At 40.8% G+C, this 20515-nt stretch carries 17 protein-coding genes and 4 tRNA genes; 15 read left to right on the top strand and 6 right to left on the bottom strand.

The features are described from left to right. Positions 1-32 precede the first annotated feature (32 nt). The 12 genes from rfbA (at position 33) to MNY66_RS14755 (ending at position 9686) form a co-directional block, all read left to right on the top strand. On the top strand, positions 33-914 hold the full coding sequence (gene rfbA / locus MNY66_RS14810; RefSeq protein WP_047254895.1) for a glucose-1-phosphate thymidylyltransferase RfbA: 882 nt from the start codon (positions 33-35) through the stop codon (positions 912-914). Continuing rightward, the gene (rffC, locus tag MNY66_RS14805; protein ID WP_047254896.1) at positions 892-1659 is read left to right on the top strand and encodes a dTDP-4-amino-4,6-dideoxy-D-galactose acyltransferase; all 768 of its coding nucleotides are present in this window, start codon (positions 892-894) and stop codon (positions 1657-1659) included. The genes rfbA and rffC overlap by 23 nt, the downstream gene beginning before the upstream one ends. Beyond that, entirely contained in the window at positions 1646-2776 is a 1131-nt protein-coding gene (rffA, locus tag MNY66_RS14800; RefSeq protein WP_053907146.1) for a dTDP-4-amino-4,6-dideoxygalactose transaminase, read from the top strand. Before rffC ends, rffA begins: the two co-directional genes overlap by 14 nt. 1 nt (position 2777) lies before the next feature. After that, positions 2778-4028: a lipid III flippase WzxE gene (gene wzxE, locus MNY66_RS14795; RefSeq protein WP_047254898.1), complete on the top strand. Its 1251-nt coding sequence runs from the start codon at positions 2778-2780 to the stop codon at positions 4026-4028. Further along, entirely contained in the window at positions 4025-5110 is a 1086-nt protein-coding gene (locus tag MNY66_RS14790) for a TDP-N-acetylfucosamine:lipid II N-acetylfucosaminyltransferase (protein ID WP_053907144.1), read from the top strand. The genes wzxE and MNY66_RS14790 overlap by 4 nt, the downstream gene beginning before the upstream one ends. Further along, the gene (gene wzyE / locus MNY66_RS14785) at positions 5107-6462 is read left to right on the top strand and encodes an ECA oligosaccharide polymerase (protein ID WP_047254900.1); all 1356 of its coding nucleotides are present in this window, start codon (positions 5107-5109) and stop codon (positions 6460-6462) included. Before MNY66_RS14790 ends, wzyE begins: the two co-directional genes overlap by 4 nt. Positions 6463-6470: 8 nt before the next feature. Further along, complete coding sequence (gene wecG, locus MNY66_RS14780) at positions 6471-7208, top strand: lipopolysaccharide N-acetylmannosaminouronosyltransferase (protein WP_053907143.1); 738 nt, start codon at positions 6471-6473, stop codon at positions 7206-7208. A gap of 446 nt (positions 7209-7654) precedes the next feature. Next, positions 7655-9022, top strand: a complete 1368-nt coding sequence (gene thrP, locus MNY66_RS14775) for a bifunctional threonine/serine APC transporter ThrP (RefSeq protein ID WP_047254902.1) — start codon at positions 7655-7657, stop codon at positions 9020-9022. A 172-nt stretch (positions 9023-9194) separates the two neighbouring features. Beyond that, positions 9195-9271 (top strand) — tRNA-Arg (locus tag MNY66_RS14770). Positions 9272-9365: 94 nt separating this feature from the next. Beyond that, a tRNA-His gene (locus MNY66_RS14765) sits at positions 9366-9441 on the top strand. A 16-nt stretch (positions 9442-9457) separates the two neighbouring features. Continuing rightward, positions 9458-9544, top strand: a tRNA-Leu gene (locus MNY66_RS14760). 65 nt (positions 9545-9609) lie between these two features. After that, positions 9610-9686 (top strand) — tRNA-Pro (locus tag MNY66_RS14755). Positions 9687-10695: 1009 nt separating this feature from the next. On the opposite strand, the gene MNY66_RS14750 is transcribed toward MNY66_RS14755, so the two are convergent. The 5 genes from MNY66_RS14750 to hemC all read right to left on the bottom strand — a co-directional run bounded on the left by MNY66_RS14750 (position 10696) and on the right by hemC (position 15494). Continuing rightward, entirely contained in the window at positions 10696-10929 is a 234-nt protein-coding gene (locus MNY66_RS14750) for a hypothetical protein (RefSeq protein WP_047254903.1), read from the bottom strand. A gap of 423 nt (positions 10930-11352) precedes the next feature. Next, positions 11353-12546 (bottom strand): protoheme IX biogenesis protein HemY, encoded by a 1194-nt coding sequence (gene hemY, locus MNY66_RS14745; RefSeq protein WP_053907141.1) that lies wholly within the window; start codon positions 12544-12546, stop codon positions 11353-11355. Between the two features lie 3 nt (positions 12547-12549). Next, on the bottom strand, positions 12550-13794 hold the full coding sequence (hemX, locus tag MNY66_RS14740; RefSeq protein ID WP_241501143.1) for a uroporphyrinogen-III C-methyltransferase: 1245 nt from the start codon (positions 13792-13794) through the stop codon (positions 12550-12552). 3 nt (positions 13795-13797) lie between these two features. Then, entirely contained in the window at positions 13798-14553 is a 756-nt protein-coding gene (gene hemD / locus MNY66_RS14735) for a uroporphyrinogen-III synthase (protein WP_241501142.1), read from the bottom strand. Continuing rightward, on the bottom strand, positions 14550-15494 hold the full coding sequence (gene hemC, locus MNY66_RS14730; protein ID WP_047254907.1) for a hydroxymethylbilane synthase: 945 nt from the start codon (positions 15492-15494) through the stop codon (positions 14550-14552). The genes hemD and hemC overlap by 4 nt, the downstream gene beginning before the upstream one ends. 864 nt (positions 15495-16358) lie before the next feature. Here hemC and MNY66_RS14725 point away from each other — a divergent pair. Beyond that, positions 16359-18938 carry a class I adenylate cyclase gene (locus MNY66_RS14725; RefSeq protein WP_047254908.1) on the top strand — a complete coding sequence of 860 codons (2580 nt, stop codon included), beginning with the start codon at positions 16359-16361 and terminating at the stop codon, positions 18936-18938. A gap of 93 nt (positions 18939-19031) precedes the next feature. On the opposite strand, the gene cyaY is transcribed toward MNY66_RS14725, so the two are convergent. Continuing rightward, positions 19032-19355 carry an iron donor protein CyaY gene (gene cyaY / locus MNY66_RS14720; RefSeq protein WP_047254909.1) on the bottom strand — a complete coding sequence of 108 codons (324 nt, stop codon included), beginning with the start codon at positions 19353-19355 and terminating at the stop codon, positions 19032-19034. On the opposite strand from cyaY, the gene lptM reads away from it, so the two are divergent. Further along, entirely contained in the window at positions 19335-19613 is a 279-nt protein-coding gene (gene lptM / locus MNY66_RS18100; RefSeq protein ID WP_047254910.1) for an LPS translocon maturation chaperone LptM, read from the top strand. The genes cyaY and lptM overlap by 21 nt on opposite strands. 36 nt (positions 19614-19649) lie before the next feature. Then, positions 19650-20474, top strand: a complete 825-nt coding sequence (gene dapF / locus MNY66_RS14710) for a diaminopimelate epimerase (protein ID WP_047254911.1) — start codon at positions 19650-19652, stop codon at positions 20472-20474. Positions 20475-20515: the final 41 nt, after the last annotated feature.

The raw sequence follows: 20515 nt of genomic DNA, 5'->3' as shown, positions 1-20515 counted from the left end.
AACTGGGTTACGACCATAAGGCAGAGGCTGACATGAAAGGCATTATATTAGCAGGCGGTTCTGGTACGCGGTTACATCCGATAACCCGTGGGATCTCCAAACAGCTATTACCAATTTATGATAAACCTATGATTTACTATCCATTGTCAGTATTAATGCTGGCAGGGATCCGTGAAATATTGATTATTTCTACGCCAGAAGATTTACCGATGTTTAAGCGTTTGCTGGGTAATGGCGAAGAATTTGGTATTGAATTGAGCTATGCGGAGCAGCCTTCACCGGACGGTTTAGCACAAGCATTTATTATTGGCGAAGAATTTATTAATGGTGATAGCTGCTGTTTAGTTTTAGGCGATAATATCTTTTTTGGTCACTCTTTTAGTCCCAAATTGAAATCAGTAGCGGCGCGTCAAACCGGAGCAACGGTGTTCGGTTATCAGGTGATGGATCCAGAACGTTTTGGTGTGGTTGAATTTGATGATGATTTTCACGCCTTATCGATTGAAGAAAAACCTCAGAAACCACGTTCAAATTGGGCTGTTACCGGATTATATTTCTATGATAATCAGGTCGTTGAGTTTGCTAAGCAAGTCAAACCTTCTGATCGTGGTGAATTAGAAATTACCTCGATAAATCAAATGTATCTCGATAAAGGGCTATTAGATGTTGAATTGCTCGGTCGTGGTTTTGCATGGCTTGATACCGGCACTCATGATAGTTTGATTGAGGCGAGTACCTTTGTACAAACGGTCGAGAAACGCCAAGGTTTTAAAGTGGCTTGTTTAGAAGAAATCGCTTGGCGTAATGGTTGGTTGACTGATGAGCAACTGCGGACGTCAGCTGAATCGTTGAAAAAAACTGGCTATGGTCAGTATTTATTGGATCTTCTGCATGTCCGTCCACGTCAGTATTGAGCCATTAGCTTGGGAATCTGATTTTTTTTCATTGCCAACCGCACGATTAAATTTCTCAGATGGTCATTCCCAGCCGACAAACTTTGCTGTGTTATCACAGCAAATGGCGAGTTATGCCATCGTACAAGCCAAAATTGCTGCCGATCGTACAGATATTTTAGATAGCGTTGCGGCGCTAAATTTTGTCTTAGTTGAAGGTGAAGTTGATTTTTCGTTAATGGTTGGCACAGAAAATGCTTATTTAAATACAGCGTTTGATAATCAGCAGCTTGGCGATAAATACACCATTGCGGTAGCGAAAGCAGAGCATATTCCAGTATTGCGTCAAGCCGCGGAACGGGTGTTTGTAAATAGTCGTTTCCGTCAACCGTGGTATCAGGCCAGTGATAGCGGGCGTTTTTATGCGCTATGGCTCGAAAAAGCAGTGCTCGGAACCTTTGATAATATCTGTTTATTGATTAAAGATCCCACGGGGCATTTATCCGGATTTGTCACCCTTCGGCATATCGATGACGATACCGCCCGTATAGGTTTATTAGCAGCAATGCCGGGTATTCAAAATCAAGGTATTGGCAAAAAATTGATGTCAGCAGCATTACAGTGGTGTCAGCAACACCAAAAGAAACAGCTAAACGTTGCGACCCAAATTAGTAATCTTGCGGCATTGCGTCTTTACACACGAAGCGGCGCACAGATAGCGGCTACCGCTTATTGGTTATATAGAGGGCAACATGATCCCATTTAATAAACCGCCGGTTGTTGGTACTGAACTGGACTATATGAAAGATGCCATGGCTAGTGGCAAACTGTGTGGTGACGGTGGATTCACCAAGCGCTGTGAAGCGTGGATGGAACAACATTTTAATAGTGCGAAAGTATTATTAACCCCTTCGTGCACAGCCTCATTAGAAATGGCGGCGATCCTACTGGATATTAAACCTGGCGATGAAGTTATCATGCCAAGTTTTACCTTTGTTTCAACCTCAAATGCTTTTGTTTTACGTGGCGCGACTATTGTTTTTGTTGATATTCGTCCAGATACAATGAATATCGATGAAACGAAAATTGAAGCTGCGATTACTGAGCATACTCGCGCTATTGTGCCAGTTCACTACGCGGGTGTAGCTTGTGAAATGGATACCATCATGGCTATCGCTGAAAAACACCGTTTATTTGTGGTGGAAGATGCTGCTCAGGGAGTGATGTCGACTTACAAAGGTAAGGCATTAGGTACGATAGGTCATATCGGATGCTACAGTTTCCATGAAACTAAAAACTATTCTTCCGGTGGTGAAGGTGGGGCGACATTAATTAATGATACGTCGTTGATTGCTCGCGCAGAAGTTATCCGTGAAAAAGGCACCAACCGTAGCGCATTTTTCCGTGGTCAAGTAGATAAATATACTTGGCGCGATATTGGCTCAAGCTATTTATTATCAGATTTACAGGCGGCTTACCTGTGGGGCCAATTAGAGCAGGCTGATAAAATTAATCAGCGTCGCTTAGCATTATGGCAAACTTATTATGATGCCTTATCGCCGCTGGCGGAGGCTAAAAAATTAGCTTTACCAATCATTCCTGAAGGCTTACAGCATAATGCCCATATGTTCTATATCAAGCTACGCGATATTGAACAGCGCACGGCTTTTAACGATTATATGAAAGCGCATGATGTGCTGACCGTCTTTCATTATGTTGCACTGCATACTAGCCCTGCGGGTGAAGAATTTGGTCGTTTTCATGGCGAAGACCGTTACACCACTAGTGAAAGTGATCGTTTAGTCCGTTTGCCGATGTTTTACAATATGACTGATGATGAACAGCAAACTGTAATTTCTCATATTAAACAATTCTTTGCCTAATATGTCATTAGCAAAAGCATCGATTTGGACTGCGGGCTCTACCCTGATCAAAATTGGGGTAGGGCTATTAGTGGTTAAATTATTGGCCGTGTCTTTTGGCCCGAGTGGCGTAGGGCAAGCGGGTAATTTTCGGCAATTAATTACAGTACTTGGCGTATTGTCTGGCGCGGGTATTTTCAATGGCGTGACCAAATATGTCGCCGAACATCATCAAGACCCGCATAAATTACAGGCAATTTTAGGCACATCCTCAACCATTATTTTAGGGTTTTCTACCCTATTAGCGCTCATTTTCCTGATTTTTACTGATTCGATTAGCGTGGCATTATTTGGCCATAATGATTATCAAAAGGTGATTCAAGTGGTCGCCTTTGTTCAGATGGGCATTGCCTATGCCAACTATTTTTTGGCGATCTTGAAAGGATTCCGTGATGCGCAAGGTAACGCCTTAGCGATTATTTTTGGTAGCTTGGTGGGTGTGATTGCCTATTATTTGTGTTTTATCCTCGGAGGATATGAAGGCGCATTAGCGGGTCTGGCTTTAGTACCCGCATTAGTGGTTTTACCTGCGGGATTATTAATTATCAAGCGTAAGCAATTTGCTCTGTCGATGTTAAAACCTGCATGGGAGAGAGCCATTGCCACTAACTTAGGCAAATTTACTCTTATGGCGCTGCTGACTTCGGCTACGTTGCCGGTAGCTTATGTCATGATGCGGAATCTATTAGCGAAGAGTTATAGCTGGGATGAAGTGGGTTTATGGCAAGGCGTAAGCAGTATTTCTGATGCTTATTTACAATTTATTACCGCCTCATTTTCAGTCTATTTATTACCTACTTTGTCGCGTTTGCAGTTAAAAACAGAGATTTCTGCTGAGATTATTAAATCCTTAAAATTTGTACTTCCGGCGGTAGCGCTAGCCAGTTTCATGGTGTGGTTACTGCGAGATTTTGCTATTTGGCTGTTGTTCTCATCCCAGTTTAACGGTATGAGAGATTTATTTGCTTGGCAGCTGGTCGGTGATGTTCTTAAAGTCGGTTCCTATGTTTTTGGTTATTTGGTGATAGCCAAGGCGGCATTACGTTTTTATGTCATGGCTGAAGTTAGCCAATTTATTTTATTGACGGCGTTTTCGCATTGGTTAATTCCCGCGCATGGGGCACTCGGTGCAGCGCAGGCCTATATGGCGACTTATATCATTTATTTCCTTCTCTGTTGTAGCGTATTTTTGATTTATCGTAGGCGAGCATGACAACCTTAATTCACGTTTTGGGATCCAATATCCCGCATCATAATCAAACGGTACTGACCTATTTTAATGATGTGCTTTGCCATCAATTAGCCGGGTTAGAAAAGCCTATATTTAAGGTTGTGAGCCGCGATAAAACGCTAGCACAATCATTTCCTGCCTTGCAGATTGAATTATTTGAGGATAAAAAGTCGATTGCGGAGGCTGTCATTGCCCAAGCTCAATCGAATCAATCGTGCCGTTTTCTCTTTCATGGTCAATTTAACGCATTGATATGGATAGCGCTGCTATGCGGAAAAATCAGATCTCATCAGTTTTGGTGGCATATTTGGGGGGCTGATTTATATGAAGAGTCGAAATCTTTGAAGTTTCGATTATTCTATTTTATCCGACGTTTAGCGCAAAAACGTGTGGGGCATGTCTGTGCGACTCGCGGAGATCTCAGTTATTTTATGCAGCGTAATCCTAATATTCCGTCGAGCGTATTGTATTTTCCGACGCGTATGGACCCCGCATTAACCTTAGATTCCGCTCCTGTGTGCGAGAATAAAGACAAAATTACTATATTATTAGGTAACTCAGGCGATCATTCAAATCGCCATATTGAAGCCTTAAAAGCGATAAAAACTCAGTTTGGCAATAAAGCGCATGTGATTGTCCCAATGGGATATCCGGAGAATAATCAGCCCTATATTGAGCAAGTAACACAAGCTGCCCATGAATTATTTCCGTCAGAAAATGTTGAAATATTGCAACAAAAAATGCCGTTTTCTGAGTATTTGGAATTATTAAAGCGCTGCCAACTAGGCTATTTTATTTTTGATCGCCAGCAAGGCGTGGGGACATTGTGTCTGCTAATTCAATTTTGCGTACCTTTTGTCATTAGCCGCAAAAATTCGTTCTGGCAAGATCTTACCGCTCAAAATGTTCCCGTACTATTTTATGGCGATGAGCTGTCTGAGTCGTTAATTAATGAAGCGCAGCGACAGATGAACCTGCTGGATAAACAGCATATTGATTTTTTTGCGCCTAACTTTATTGATGGCTGGAAAGACCTGCTTCAGTTGATGGAGGAGACAGCATGACGCTGGCTGAACTTGGTGGTCTGTCATTGGTCTATTTAATCGCGATTATCTTCATTGGAGTGCTGACCTATCAGGAGTTCCGTCGCGTTCGTTTTAATTTCAACGTATTGTTTTCTATGCTGTATTTATTGACATTCTATTTTGGATTTCCATTAACTTGTGCCTTGGTATTTCAATTCGATGTCGCAGTAGTTCCCTCTGAATCATTGTTATACGCATTGCTCGCATCGACGTGTTTCTATGCCATTTATTACGTTACTTATAAAACTAGGCTATGCAAAGCCTCGGTTCATACCCGGCGGCCATTGTTTACAATGAACCGAGTGGAGACCAATTTAACGTGTTTATTATTGGCGCTGGTGGCTATTATTACGGTCGGCATATTCTTTATGCAGAACGGTTTTTTACTCTTTAAATTAAAATCTTATAGCCAGATATTTTCCAGTCAGGTTTCCGGCGTTGCCTTAAAACGTTTTTTTTATTTTTTCATTCCCGCGATGTTAGTGATCTATTTCTTACGCCCAACCCAACAGCGCTGGTTATTTTTTCTGTGTAGTACGGTCGCTTTTGGTTTTCTGACTTATGTGATTGTTGGGGGAACGCGCGCAAATATTATTATCGCCTTTGCATTATTTTTGTTTATTGGGATTGTCAGAGGTTGGATCACGCTATGGATGCTGGCTGCGGCAGGAGTCGCCGGGATTGTCGGGATGTTTTGGTTAGCATTAAAACGCTATGGACTAGATGTTAGCGGTGCAGAAGCCTTTTATACCTTCCTTTATCTGACACGGGATACATTTTCACCGTGGGAGAACTTGGGCTTACTATTGGATAATTATGACAAAATTGATTTTCAAGGATTAGCTCCGATTATCCGCGACTTTTATGTCTTTATTCCTAGTTGGTTATGGCCTGAACGTCCGGATATTGTCCTCAATTCGGCTAATTATTTTACTTGGGAAGTGTTAAATAACCACTCTGGTTTAGCGATTTCACCGACCTTAATAGGCTCTTTAGTCGTGATGGGCGGCGTATTTTTTATTCCGTTGGGGGCGATAGCAGTAGGATTAATTATTAAATGGTTTGATTGGCTCTATGAAATGGGACGGAATGAATCTAATCGCTATAAGTCAGCGATTTTACAGGCATTTTGTTTTGGAGCTATCTTTAATATTATTGTACTGGCGCGTGAAGGCGTCGACTCTTTTGTTTCACGAGTGGTATTTTTCTGCTTAGTTTTTGGCGCTTGTCTGGTGATTGCAAAGCTGCTGTATTGGTTATTTGAAAGTGCAGGGCTTATCCGGATGCATACCGTTAATTATTTGAAAAATCAGCGCTATTTGAATAGATAAGGAATTTTATGCAACAGTCAAATATCCCTAAATATACGATCCGTGGTCATGATATCTGGGGATTCAGAGACATGGCTCATTTTTTAGATTATTTATTTGCTGATGGCAGCGTGAAAACAGGAACGTTGGTTGCTATCAATGCTGAAAAAGTATTAACCGCAGAAAATGATCCGGCGCTCAACACCTTATTGAGTCAAGCTGAATATTTGTATGCCGATGGTATTAGTATTGTTCGCGCTATTCGTCGTAAATATCCGACCGCTGAGGTTTCTCGCGTCGCGGGTGCAGATTTATGGGAAGCGATGATGGAGCGCGCAGGGCAAGAAGGAACCCCCGTATTTTTAGTCGGCGGAAAACCTGAAATATTGGCTGAAACTGAACGCAAATTACGGGCGCAGTGGAAAGTGAATATCGTTGGCTCACAAGACGGATATTTTACGCCAGAACAGCGGGATGACTTATTTGTGCGTATAAAGGACAGTGGGGCGAAAATTGTTACAGTTGCGATGGGGTCACCTAAACAGGAGCTGTTAATGCGCGATTGCCGTATTGTGCAGCCTGATGCGCTTTATATGGGCGTTGGTGGAACCTACGATGTGTTTACTGGACATGTTAAGCGTGCGCCGAAAATTTGGCAAAATATGGGATTAGAATGGTTATATCGTCTACTCTCACAGCCAAGTCGTTTGCGCCGCCAATTGAAGCTATTAAAATTCCTCGGTTATTATTACAGCGGTAAGCTGTAATCGGCTTTTCTAACCCAGGTGGCTGGCATTATGTCTGGTCACCTGCGGCAAATATTTTTATAATCCTTGAAAACTGTCTCTAGCGATTGCTATTTTTGACTAATGTTTGTCTATTCAAGGCATTTTAATATCAATAATAATCGTATAAATGTCTATTTTTTAGATTTAACACTGATCTGTGCTTAAATAGACGCGAAATAATGCCAGCAACTGAATAGATACCGATAGCATGAAATGCCAGCGTTAGAGATGTTTTATTCTTTATTTACCTTTTATACATCAATATGTTGATATTTAGGTGTCTCTCTAATAATCACTGAGCATATTAATTATGCCGTTAGATTTATTTTGCAGATTACTGTATGCATATTGAATAATTTTAGATAAATAACACTATTTTAATTAATCGATTTTTTGATCCATCGTTATCAATGACAGGGGAAATCATGACGACGCCAAAACAGGGATTACAACGAGGGCTGGAAGCCCGACACATTGAGCTTATTGCCTTAGGAGGGACTATTGGTGTAGGTCTATTTATGGGGTCAGCAAGTACCTTAAAATGGGCTGGTCCATCAGTATTACTGGCCTATATTATTGCTGGCTTATTTGTCTTTTTCATTATGCGCTCCATGGGCGAAATGCTTTTTCTAGAGCCAGTGACGGGATCCTTCGCATCGTTTGGCCATAAATATCTCAGCCCATTTTGGGGATGTTTAACGGCTTGGGGCTACTGGTTTATGTGGGTAGCTGTCGGTATCTCCGAAATTACAGCAATTGGTGTATATGCAGAATTGTGGTTCCCTGATGTTCCACAATGGATATTTGCTATTATCGCTGTGGCGTTAGTTGCTGCGGCTAATTTAGCGGCAGTAAGATTGTATGGCGAATTAGAGTTTTGGTTTGCGATGATTAAAGTCACTACCATCATTGTGATGATATTGATTGGATTAGGATTAATATTCTTTGGTATCGGGAATAATTTTGAGCCTATAGGGCTGGCAAATTTAACCGAACACGGAGGATTTTTTGCCGGCGGCTGGAAAGGTTTTTTATTTGCTCTTTGTATTGTTGTGGCTTCTTATCAAGGCGTTGAGCTAGTTGGGATCACTGCGGGTGAGGCTAAAAATCCGCAAGTTACTTTACGTAAAGCCATTGGCAATATTTTGTGGCGGATCCTGATTTTTTATGTCGGTGCTATTTTTATTGTTGTCACGCTGTTCCCTTGGACGGAAGTCGGCCATCAAGGCAGCCCATTCGTTATGACATTTGCTAAAGTGGGGATTGTCTCTGCGGCTGCTGTGATTAACTTTGTGGTATTAACGGCCGCGCTCTCGGGATGTAATAGTGGGATGTATAGCGGCGGTCGGATGCTCTACGCATTGGCTCAAAATAAACAGTTACCCGCCTCATTATTAAAAGTTACAGCGAATGGAGTGCCTGCGCGTTGTGTAGGGATAACGATTCTGTGTTTAATTGCAGGGTCTAGCTTAAATTATATTATTCCTGATCCGCAGTCGGTATTTATTTACGTCTATAGTGCCAGTGTTCTTCCGGGGATGGTGCCGTGGTTTGTTATTTTAACCAGCCAATTACGTTTTCGTCAGCAAAATAAAGCTCAATTAGTCGGGCATCCTTTTAAATCAATAGCCTTCCCTTGGGTTAACTACCTTACGTTACTTTTCTTAGTGTGCGTATTAGTTGGTATGGCATTAAATCCTGATACTCGACTATCATTGATAGTGGGAGGTATTTTTCTGTCTATTGTTTCAGTCATGTATTTTATTACTCGCGGCATAAATCGAAAAAATTAAAATTTTTACGATTATTTTGTCTGCTCAAATCTGTTTAAAGCGAGAAAAGAGGGCATAATTGCTCTCTTTATCGACGAAATGAACAAAACTAGAGCAAACAGTAATTTTATTTTAAAAAGCACTAGACAGCAGGGGCATAAATCCGTACTATCCTCATCCGCAACGGCGTGAAGCGCCCGTAGCTCAGCTGGATAGAGCGCTGCCCTCCGGAGGCAGAGGTCTCAGGTTCGAATCCTGTCGGGCGCACCACTTTTGAAGTGTGTCTAGCTACGGTCTGATAAATCGTTGTTGCATGCAGTAAAATGTAGTAGAATGATAACTAAGCTTTAAAAGTAAAGTTATGGTGGCTATAGCTCAGTTGGTAGAGCCCTGGATTGTGATTCCAGTTGTCGTGGGTTCGAGCCCCATTAGCCACCCCATTTTTTATGATGCCTTGCGATGGTGGCGGAATTGGTAGACGCGCTAGCTTCAGGTGTTAGTGTCCTTACGGACGTGGGGGTTCAAGTCCCCCCCTTCGCACCATAAAAAATTGAGCGCATGTGTAGTATAAAGTTGTAAAGTGTTATTCCCAATAAAACACTATAAATCGGCGAGTAGCGCAGCTTGGTAGCGCAACTGGTTTGGGACCAGTGGGTCGGAGGTTCGAATCCTCTCTCGCCGACCAAATTTAAGAACCCTGCTTATAGCGGGGTTTTTGCTATTTAGTTATTACTCAGTAATTGCATCCGTGGTTATCCTATTCGTTATATTCTATTCATTATAGCTGCTTACGTTATTGAATTATTTTTTCTTTATTTCGATTGTATCCTATCCAAAGGGTGTAATCATATTAACCCGCATTATCCCTTTCTTAGATCCAATCTTTTCTCCTAATAAGTATTTACCTTATTCTGTGATGGAATTATTTTTATTTGTAATACGATTTACGGCTAAAAGTCGTCTATTTATGTTTAGTAAAGGAGAGCAAAAGATTGATGATTGCGCCATAAGTAACATGCTGTTATTAAAAGAATAATTATTATTGTCGCTATTTTATTATATATTTATTATTAATTGTCTCAAATTGGAGACACTTTACCTATTGATTTTTAAGGGTATTTTTTAATTGTTATTTAAGCGTCGCTATATTGAGACACTTATCTACTTGATACTTTCGTGAAAAGAATATTTTTATTTGCGGGTTAATATGTGAGTACTGAATAAACGCATAACTAGAGTGCCAGCGCTAGGATTAGGCATAAGAATTAATCAATAAGGTTTATATTCTCTATTTTTGAAAGTTGGCATGATTACTGCATTATTATTGATGTAGATGCTCATCCTATTTATTATGACAGCCAATGCTTCATAAAGCCGGGGATGATGCAGAGTCGATTATCGGTGCCTATTGTCCAATATAGATGAGTAAGATTAGCCATCTTTTCATCAGCCAGTGGACGTAACGTTGAGTGAGGCACCACCCGTCTGTAGACCTGATTGTATTTTTATACACCTGCCTGTTGGTAGGTGTTTTTTTTTGCCTAATTTTTAGTTAAAAATAAATGAAGAAAATAGTTTTTTATACAAAATAATACATACGGCACAATTTTAGAGTAATAATTCTTGGTAGGAAAAAGAGTAGATAATGCCAGCGGATAATTCTCTATTCGCTGGCTATATAATAATCTTGAATATTATACTTTGTGCTTACGATTACAAAACCAGTGGGTAAACCAACGGGTAATTTGAATGTAACACAGGATAACTAAAGTAATAATAAATGAGCCTTTATCTAATGCATCTAAATTAGATGCAATTAAAGGGACAAAAATAATTGGGGAGAGGATAAGTAATAGCAGATCAAAGAAAGCCTGCAATCTGCCTTTTGAGGAGATTATCCATCGCCATAGTGTACGAATTACATTCATGCCGGTATCCTGATAGTTAAATATATTGGGTATAGTTGATTGTAAATCATACTGTTAGTTTTACACTAAATAAATCGTTTATAACATAAAGAAATACAGCTTGTTTGATATCGGCATTATTCCAAATAGTATTAATAATATCGTATTGCTATCTTTCTAGTTTGAATTGATTTTTGATTGAAATAATAAGTGAATGTCACTATTCAAGGAACATCTTATTTTGACGTGCGTCTGATTATTTACAGTTATTTTCGAGAACGTTATCACTAAATAGATTTTTATTTTTTGTTCTTTAATTTTTAGAAAGATTTATCTGTGCGGTTATTTTGTGGGCGCTGTAATAAAAAACGCTACATATCAATGTAGCGTTTGTAGAAAGTCACGGGTTAGAGCTAAAAATACTCTCAACATATATTGTTGAGGTTATTCACGTTCTTTCTTTAAGGTATGTATTAATGCTTCTTGACGTACTTTTGCCGCTTCTTCTGGTTTTTTCAGTTTATCGAGAGCATCCGCTAGCCAAGCAGCATCATGCGGATCGGTACGCTGTGCTAACGCGGCTTTAAAGTAGCTTTCTGCCTTCTCCCATTCAGCATGTTGTAATGCCATCTGTCCCAGCGTACTGTTTAATAATGGTGTTGCGCCTGAATGCTTAATTAAGTGTAATAAGACTTTTTCCAGCGCTTCAGGGTGGTTGGTTTTTATCCGTGGAACAAGTAATAATAAACGTTCATCGTATTGCTGTTTTAGCCCATCGAGGATGATTTTTTGTGCACCCTCGTGATCGCCACATTCAATTAAATGCTCGGCGATAAACGATTGCAGGGCTATTTCATGACGGACTTTACGGCTTTGTGCTTTCCACCATCGAGTTAATCCTTCACTGCCATCTTCGGCCATACACTGATTCATTAAACCTTTATAAGCTTTAAGGCGCAGCGTTTCTAACTCATCATCGGTATGAATTTTTTCTTTACCGATAATTGGTAATAATTCAATTAAAGCCTGATAAGCTCCTGATTTCAGATATGCTTGTTCAGCAAGGCGCAGAACTTCAGGATGACGAGGGGCTTTATCTAACAGTTTATCGACTCCGGTTCTGGCCGCAAAAATTTCGCCTTCAGCTAATTGAATCCTTACCCGAGTTATATCAACGGGTAATTGTTCATTACCGGCGACTTCAGCAGCGCGATCAAGATATTGATGGGTACGATATTCATCCCCGCGTTGTTGTGCGGCCTCGGCGGCAAGCAGATAGTTAATGACCGGCTGTTGTGAATAATCAGCATGTTTACTCATTAATTTTTCAACTTGTTTGAAATCACCTTCTGCTAGTTTCAGTAGTGCTTTTTGTGTTTGATCATGGGCTTTATGATATTTGCGCCCGGATATCCAACCACGAGTACGAGAGGTTGTGCTGACAAAACGTCGATAGCACCAGCCAATGAATAGCAAAATAAATTGCAGTAGGACAAAGCATAAAACTAAGCTGGTAACACTGGTGACGATATCGTAATTATCAGTTCGAATAAGCACATAGCCTTGGTGACCTGATAAAACAGGTCCCAAAATAATGCCAGCAATCAGGATGATAAAAAGGAGCAGGACTTTAATCATTAATTAGCTCTCCTGTGTGGCCGAGTGAGTAGGTTTTGCTAGTCGGTCAGTACTTTTCTCTGTAGACGGCTCTATCGGTGTTTTTTCGCTAGGCTGAGGCTCTGTCGGTTGCGCTTCTGGCTGTTTGGTCTCAGGAAGTACGCTTTCTGAGGCTTGGGCTAGTAGGCTACGGACGCGAGTTTGCATCACCTTCTCTAATTTTGGTTGGCTCTCTAGTGAATCTGGCATTTCTACCGCAATATGCTGATTTAAAAGAGTATCTACTTCAGAAAGAAAGGCTTTAGTCGCTGGATCCTCAACATCAAAATAGGCTCTTATCCAAGTAGAAACTTGATCTAATGATTGTTTATAGGTTTGTTCTTGATAACGCGGTACAGCTTGAGCTGCAATTAATAATTGTGAGCGGATATTTTCACGCAGATAAATATCTTGATTTGGTGCGAGCAGAGGGGTTTCTGAGCCATCGCGTGCACGAACCGTAATAAAATTATTGGTGAAGCTTTTCCAACTACGCGATAAGTTCTGCTGCCAGTCTGAAATATCGCCAGAAACTTCGCCATTATCCTCATCCATCATGGCATCATCACGGTGAATATCTGCGACACGTAAATTATCAACTTCATTACTTAGCTGATTTAGGCGCAGAATTATCCCGTCGTAGTCAACTTGATTAATAGTGGCTAATTTACTGATATCATTATTAATTGATTTTCTAATATCTAATAAACTTGGGTCATTCATCTCCGCTAAACTTGAATCGGCACTTTTTAATAATACCGCCGCGGTAACGGGATCATGGTCATTCCACAGTTTACGACCGGCCATTTTCACCATGAAATCAGCTTGAGCAATCAGCCAGTTTTTAACGTCAGAACTAGAAAGTGCGGTGACATGCGCTTGTAGTTCCTGCATACGTCGGTCTAACTGTCTCTGATATTCGCTCGTTTTATCATTCAATGCAGAATGAGCGCTGAGAAGATCATCTAAGCGCATTTTTTCAGTTTTTTGTTGCTCGATTAAATCACTCATTTGTTGTTTGAGGTCATTATTTTCATTAGCTAACTGAATATTTTGTTGGTGAGTATAATAAAGCCCACCGCCAATAATGATAATAATTGCGATAGCGATAGCGCTACCCACTAAGCCAGAACGTTTTTTTGTGCGAGACGTAGATTGGGTATGCTCGTTGGCGATATCCGTTGTCTCTTTGTGATTATCCGTCTCAGTAGATTTATTGTGTTCCGTCATAAATTAGCATCCCATGTCGGTTGAAATTAATGCGTTTAATAAAGCATTATTATCTGCACTGTTAGCCACATCTATATTTTTCCATCCCATATCATGGGCGATGTTGGCGATTCTGTGACTGACAACTAACAAGTGGCGTGTATGCCACCAATCTTGATAATTATCAGCAATTAAATGTGTCAGTAGGTTTAACTGCTGCCCACTGGTTACTACAATGGTTGAAATATTTTTTGTTCGCCATTGGACATTGAATAGCGATATTTCATAGCTGATCGCTTGGCGTGAATAGCATTCACAATAATCAATGTAGGCTCCACGCGAACGCAAGGTAGAAGCTAATAATTCTCTTCCGCCATTGCCCCGTAATAACAGTACTTTTTTACCTTCCAGAAATTGTAATTCTGGCAGGGCGAGCAGAATTTCACTCGTTTCGCCGTTCTCAGGCCAAACAATAGTTCGGCCAGTGATTTGCTGAAACATCTTGCCTGTCGAACCGCCTATACCATAGTAGGATAGCTTATCTGGCCAACTCAGTCCCGCTTGCTGCAGTCTTAAATTGGCGTACCAGACAGCATTTTTGGACAAAAGAAATACTAAATCCGTAGATTCTAACTGGTCAAGCTTTGTGGGTAAGTTGGGCAGTTCACTTCCCGGTATAATATCAATTAATGGGGCATGATAGGCTGTTAGCCCCTGAGTTTTTAATAGTTCCACCAGCTGCTCTCCATTGGGAGAAGGCCGGGTCACTAAGATGCTCATTTTGGTGCATTTCCTTGGTAGACCTCGGTAAGGATCTCACGAGCGCCTTTATCGAGTAATTCTTCTGCTAGCGAAATACCAGCTTGTTGAGCTTGATCTGGGCTAAATGTGCGTTCTCCACGGATCATTGTGCGGCCATCAGGCGCGCCAACTAACGCACGCAACCAAAGTTGTTGACCTTGCCAGATAGCATAACTACCGATAGGAACTTGGCAACCGCCTTCTAAGCGCATATTCATGGCTCGCTCTGCTTCTACACAGACAGCGGTGGCTGAATGGTTTAAGGCTGCAAGCAGTGCTTGAGTACGACTATCTGACAGACGACATTCAATACCAACTGCACCTTGCCCGACCGCTGGTAATGAGATTTCTGGCGCCATTGCTTGGCGAATACGATCCTCTAGCCCTAAGCGTTTAAGACCGGCAACCGCTAAGATAATAGCGTCATATTCGCCATTATCTAGTTTACCCAAGCGAGTACCGACATTACCGCGTAAATCACGAATTTGAAGGTCAGGGCGCTGTTCTTTTAATTGGCATTGGCGGCGTAAACTGGATGTGCCGACGATACTACCAATGGGGAGTTGTTCAAGTGATGAATATTGATTAGAAACAAACGCATCTCGTGGATCTTCACGTTCACAGATAGTGACTAATCCTAACCCTTCAGGAAATTCGACCGGGACATCTTTCATCGAGTGGACGGCAATATCAGCCCGTCCTTCAAGTAAGGCTAATTCGAGTTCTTTAACAAATAATCCTTTGCCACCTACTTTGGCTAGCGGAGTATCCAAAATGATATCGCCTTTTGTCACCATAGGAACCAGTTCCACGACTAAGTCAGGATAAGCTTGTTCTAACTGTGTTTTTACATATATCGCTTGCCACATAGCAAGTGGGCTTTGGCGAGTAGCGATGCGAATTATATTGTTTGATGTCATTTTTTTATACTCAGGCTCAAGTTAAGCCAGGAATTAACCGTAAAATTAGTATTACTTTTAACATTTTGCTGCCTATTTTTCTAGTTACAGGCGCGTGAGTTTGTGTTTAGTCACTGTTTGGTGCGTGATAATGCGTGGTTTGGGTGTAGTTTGGGTGTAGTTTGAATTTTTTATTATGCCAACATGATGATTTATCGAAAGGGAATTATTCGTCTTTTATTAAATCGTTTAATTTTGTTGTCAGCAGTAATTATTTTAGCTCACGATTTAGCTCACGAGTAATCTTTTTAGCCAAATGTGCGATTTTTTTATGACGTTAATTGCAGTCAGATTAAAAAATAAGTGAATCGTTCAAGCTATGGTGTCCCGCGGCTTTTCAGTCAATTTGATATAAGTAAGATTACGGTGGTGTAACACAACACCCGCTAAACTTTCCCTTATAAAACAAAGGGTATTAGCTTATTTAAAAAATAAAAAGTCTTTTTATACAATATGTTGAAAACCATGCCGATTAAAAAATGAACGTTAAATATTAGTGTGATCTACTTTACCCTTTTGATGCAAGGTGTTAGATTGATCACGTTTCCGACAATTCATTTGAAAAACTTCTAAAAACTATTATATCCAAATTCATTCGAGTTGCTGCAAGGCAAAATTGGAAGACCGGCTAATCTATAGGATTAATCATGAGCTTCGTATAATAGGCGTCAGCAAGTACATCTATAATGTGAGTTTGAAAAGTATAGCGGATATATTTGTTGGGAGCTGGGGGAGTAGTATCCCTAATAGATGTTGGGGGTGGTCCCTAATAGATTGATATCCCCAGTATTTTCATTAACGATTGGTTCAAATCAGGCGAGACTCTTGTACCTCTATATTGAAACATTAAAGCAGAGACTGGATGCAATCAACCAACTTCGGTTAGAGCGGGCGACATCCTCAATGAGTGAGGCTTTTCAACAAGTCTATAGCCTGTTGCCTGTCTTGTTTCATTATCACCATCCTATGCTTCCTGGCTATATTGAAGGGCATGTACCTCATGGTGTTTGTTACTTCTCTCCAGATGCACATCAACTTGGTTGGCTTAATCAGTTTGAAAAATATTTGCCGTGTGAAGTTATTCATCAAACAGAGAGTGGTGAGTTACCACTTACTGGTATCTATTCTATGGGCAGCACTTCATCTATAGGCCAAAGTATTTGCTCCGATTTAGATATTTGGGTTTGTCATCCTTCCTGGCTCGATAATGAAGAAAAACAGCGACTACAGCAAAAATGTAGCTTAATTGAGCAATGGGCTGCCTCTTTAGGCATTGAAGTGACTATATTTTTGATTGATGAAAATCGTTTTCGTCATCATGCGAGCGGCCATCTTGGTGGTGAAGATTGTGGTTCAACCCAGCATATATTATTACTTGATGAATTTTATCGCACCGCAGTACGTATGGCGGGTAAGCGTTTATTATGGACAATGGTGCCGGTCGAAGAAGAAAATAATTATGATGAATACGTTATGTCGCTGTACGCACAAGGCGTATTGGCTCCTAATGAATGGTTAGATTTAGGCGGATTAGGTGAACTTTCTGCGGAGGAATACTTCGGCGCAAGCTTGTGGCAACTCTATAAGAGTGTAGATTCACCTTATAAGGCCGTTTTAAAAAGTATTTTATTAGAATCTTATTCTTGGGATTATCCGACCGGGAAATTACTGGGATTAGAATTTAAGCAGCATTTACATGCGGGAGAAATCGTTTGTTATGGCTTAGATTCTTATTGTTTAATGCTTGATAGAGTTACACGCTATCTTACTGAAATTCATGACTTTACCCGCCTTGATCTGATTCGACGTTGTTTTTATCTTAAAGTTTGTGAAAAACTGTCCAAAGAAACACAAAATGCTTGCTCAGGTTGGCGTCGCCATATTTTAAGCCAGCTTGTCGAATCATGGGGTTGGGATAAAGAGCGGCTAAATATTCTTGATGAACGTCATCAATGGAAAATAGAGCGGGTGCGTGAAGCGCATAATGAATTGCTTGATACCATGATGCAGAGTTATCGTAACTTGATCCGTTTTGCTCGTCGCAATAATTTAAGTGTGAGCGCTAGCCCGCAAGATATCGGCGTGCTGACCCGTAAACTGTATGCTGCCTTCGAAGCATTACCGGGCAAAGTGACATTAGTAAATCCACAAATATCACCGGATCTGTCTGAAAATCATCTTACTTTTATTTATGTGCCTCCGGGTAGGGCTAATCGCAGTGGATGGTATTTATATAATCAGGCGCCGGGGATTGAGACAATTATTGGGCATCAACCGCTAGAATATAATCGTTATTTAAATAAACTGGTGGCATGGACTTATTTTAATGGCTTATTAACCGAGTCATCAACGGTATATATGCATCATGGGCAGTCTCAGTGCGATAAACAAAAATTACTGGAACTCATCGATGATGTTTCGAGCCATTTTCCAATCCGTTTACCTGCCCCGACACCGAAGGCATTGTATAGCCCGTGTGAAATTCGACATTTAGCGATTATCGTCAATTTAGAGCAAGATCCGACGCAAGAATTTTCTAACCAAGTGGTACATTTTGATTTCCGTAAGTTAGATATCTTTAGTTTTGGTGACCCTCAGCAGTGCCTTATTGGCAGTATCGATTTGTTATATCGTAATTCATGGAATGAAGTTAGGACGTTGCATTTTAGCGGAGAGCAATCGATGCTTGAGGCGTTAAAAACAATTTTAGGGAAAATGCATCAAGATGCTTCTCCGCCTGATTCGGTTGAAGTTTTTTGTTATAGCCAGCATTTACGTGGATTGATCCGAACTCGTGTACAGCAGCTAATTTCAGAGTGTGTTGAGTTACGTTTATCCAGTAATCGGCATGATCCAGGGCGTTTTAAACCGTTACGTATCGCCGGGCAAATGTGGGGATTATTTTTCGAGCGGCTTAATGTTTCGGTACAAAAATTGGAAAATGCGGTCGAGTTTTATGGGGCAATTTCGCATAATAAATTGCATGGCTTACCGATAAAATTAAATGCCAAAGAGACGCATCATTTGCCGGCGGTAGTTGATGGTTATGCCAGTGAAGGGATTGTTCAATTCTTTTTTGAGAATACCGACGATGGCAAAGGTTTTAATATTTATGTGCTTGATGAGGCTAATCGCGTGGAAATTTACTCGCATTGTGAAGGCAGTAAAGAAGAGCTGGTCCGTGATGTCAGTCGTTTTTATTCCTCATCACACGATCGCTTTACCTATGGTGCTAATTTCATTAATTTTAATTTACCGCAATTTTATCAAATCATTAAAAATAATGGGCATAATCAAGTCATTCCGTTTGCTGGCGGTGCTTGGGCATTAGTTACTGAGCAGGTAAACAGCGACGATGGGCGATTAAACAAACATTATTCCGATGTATGCTCAATGCATAATTAGTATCAAAGTCATTATTTAATTTAAAGAATAACCGCGATTAAATAAACACATTCAGGAGGATGATTATGTCTTCCTGAATGTGTAAAACTAGAATTAGTGATTAAATGTGAATTTCTCGCCACATTGAGCACTTACCGCCTCAGAAAGCATATCTAAAAAATTTCCTGCTGAACGATCACATATCCACTGTTGCTGTTGATAATTAAAATGATAGCCGCCTTGACGAGTTGCTAGCCAAATTTGATGGAATGGTTCTTGGCGATTAATAATAATTTTGCTGCCATCTTCAAAGCTGAGTGTCATTACACCGCCATTAGTTTCACAGTCAATATCCGCATCACCCAGGTAATTATCGAGCTGTTCTTCGAGTTGTTGCATCAACTGGTCGGCCAATTGATGGAATTCAGTATCGTTCATCAGTTAAATTCCTATTTGCTTTTCGTCCGCATGGTAGCGATTATAGGGGATAATGATGCAAGTATTACAGGCAAAAAGACAATGAAAAAACAATTGTGCGGATTTTTAGCTCTTATGGCAGTACTTTCTCTCTCTGGTTGTGGTTTAAAAGGGCCGCTTTATTCTCCGCCTGAATCGTTAGAAACGACCCATGCTACCGATAGCTCGCAGACAACGTCGTCTCAAAGCCTATCAGATGATAGCAATATAAAAAATTAGTCCAAACAATGCGTTGTTTCTACGGAGCGATATAATATGCACTTTTCCAAAATGCATGGTTTAGGCAATGATTTTATGGTGGTCGATGGCGTCACTCAAAACGTTTATTTTTCACCAGAATTAATTTGTCGTTTAGCCGACAGACATACAGGTATTGGTTTTGATCAATTATTATTGGTCGAAGCGCCTTACGATCCTGAACTTGATTTTCATTACCGTATTTTTAATGCGGATGGAAGTGAGGTCGCACAGTGTGGGAATGGTGCGCGCTGTTTTGCTCGCTTTGTTCGCTTAAAAGGTTTGACTAATAAGCGTCAAATTAAAGTTAGTACCCAGTCAGGGCGTATGACCCTCAATATTACTGATAACGATAATGTTTGTGTCAATATGGGGGAACCCGAATTTGAACCCCAAAAAGTACCATTTCGCGCGGTAAAGGTAGAAAAAACCTATATTATTCGAGCAGAAGAAAGAACCGTATTATGTGGTGTTGTATCGATGGGTAATCCACATTGTGTAGTGCAAGTTGAAAGTATTACTACCGCCGAAGTTGAAATAATCGGTCCAGCGCTTGAAAGCCATGAACGTTTCCCTGAAAGAGCAAATATTGGTTTTATGGAAGTGATTAATCCGAGTCATATTCGTCTACGAGTTTATGAGCGAGGTGCCGGAGAAACCCAAGCATGCGGCAGTGGTGCATGTGCGGCTGTCGCGATTGGTATTCAGCAGGGGCTGCTCAGCGATAATGTACAGGTCGATTTACCCGGTGGATCACTAGAAATTCGTTGGGAAGGGCCGGGGACACCATTGTTTATGACAGGACCCGCGACTCATGTATATGATGGCGTTATACAAATTTAAGCCCAATAATCGCGTTCTAACGTTGATGTTGCTAGCTTATT

The sequence above is a fragment of the Moellerella wisconsensis genome (genome assembly GCF_022592395.1).
Classification (GTDB): Bacteria; Pseudomonadota; Gammaproteobacteria; order Enterobacterales; family Enterobacteriaceae; genus Moellerella; species Moellerella wisconsensis.
The sequence above is the reverse complement of the archived record's forward strand: the minus strand, read 5'-3'. Positions and strand labels throughout refer to the sequence as shown.

Bases quoted from the DNA above. Each gene is read 5' to 3' on its own strand.
- rffA (WP_053907146.1), top strand. From the start codon at position 1,646: ATGATCCCATTTAATAAACCGCCGGTTGTTGGTACTGAACTGGACTAT.
- dapF (WP_047254911.1), top strand. From the start codon at position 19,650: ATGCACTTTTCCAAAATGCATGGTTTAGGCAATGATTTTATGGTGGTC.
- wzxE (WP_047254898.1), top strand. From the start codon at position 2,778: ATGTCATTAGCAAAAGCATCGATTTGGACTGCGGGCTCTACCCTGATC.
- MNY66_RS14790 (WP_053907144.1), top strand. From the start codon at position 4,025: ATGACAACCTTAATTCACGTTTTGGGATCCAATATCCCGCATCATAAT.
- wzyE (WP_047254900.1), top strand. From the start codon at position 5,107: ATGACGCTGGCTGAACTTGGTGGTCTGTCATTGGTCTATTTAATCGCG.
- hemC (WP_047254907.1), bottom strand. From the start codon at position 15,494: ATGACATCAAACAATATAATTCGCATCGCTACTCGCCAAAGCCCACTT.
- hemD (WP_241501142.1), bottom strand. From the start codon at position 14,553: ATGAGCATCTTAGTGACCCGGCCTTCTCCCAATGGAGAGCAGCTGGTG.
- thrP (WP_047254902.1), top strand. From the start codon at position 7,655: ATGACGACGCCAAAACAGGGATTACAACGAGGGCTGGAAGCCCGACAC.
- rfbA (WP_047254895.1), top strand. From the start codon at position 33: ATGAAAGGCATTATATTAGCAGGCGGTTCTGGTACGCGGTTACATCCG.
- lptM (WP_047254910.1), top strand. From the start codon at position 19,335: ATGGAATTCAGTATCGTTCATCAGTTAAATTCCTATTTGCTTTTCGTC.
- cyaY (WP_047254909.1), bottom strand. From the start codon at position 19,355: ATGAACGATACTGAATTCCATCAATTGGCCGACCAGTTGATGCAACAA.
- MNY66_RS14750 (WP_047254903.1), bottom strand. From the start codon at position 10,929: ATGAATGTAATTCGTACACTATGGCGATGGATAATCTCCTCAAAAGGC.
- hemX (WP_241501143.1), bottom strand. From the start codon at position 13,794: ATGACGGAACACAATAAATCTACTGAGACGGATAATCACAAAGAGACA.
- hemY (WP_053907141.1), bottom strand. From the start codon at position 12,546: ATGATTAAAGTCCTGCTCCTTTTTATCATCCTGATTGCTGGCATTATT.
- wecG (WP_053907143.1), top strand. From the start codon at position 6,471: ATGCAACAGTCAAATATCCCTAAATATACGATCCGTGGTCATGATATC.
- rffC (WP_047254896.1), top strand. From the start codon at position 892: ATGTCCGTCCACGTCAGTATTGAGCCATTAGCTTGGGAATCTGATTTT.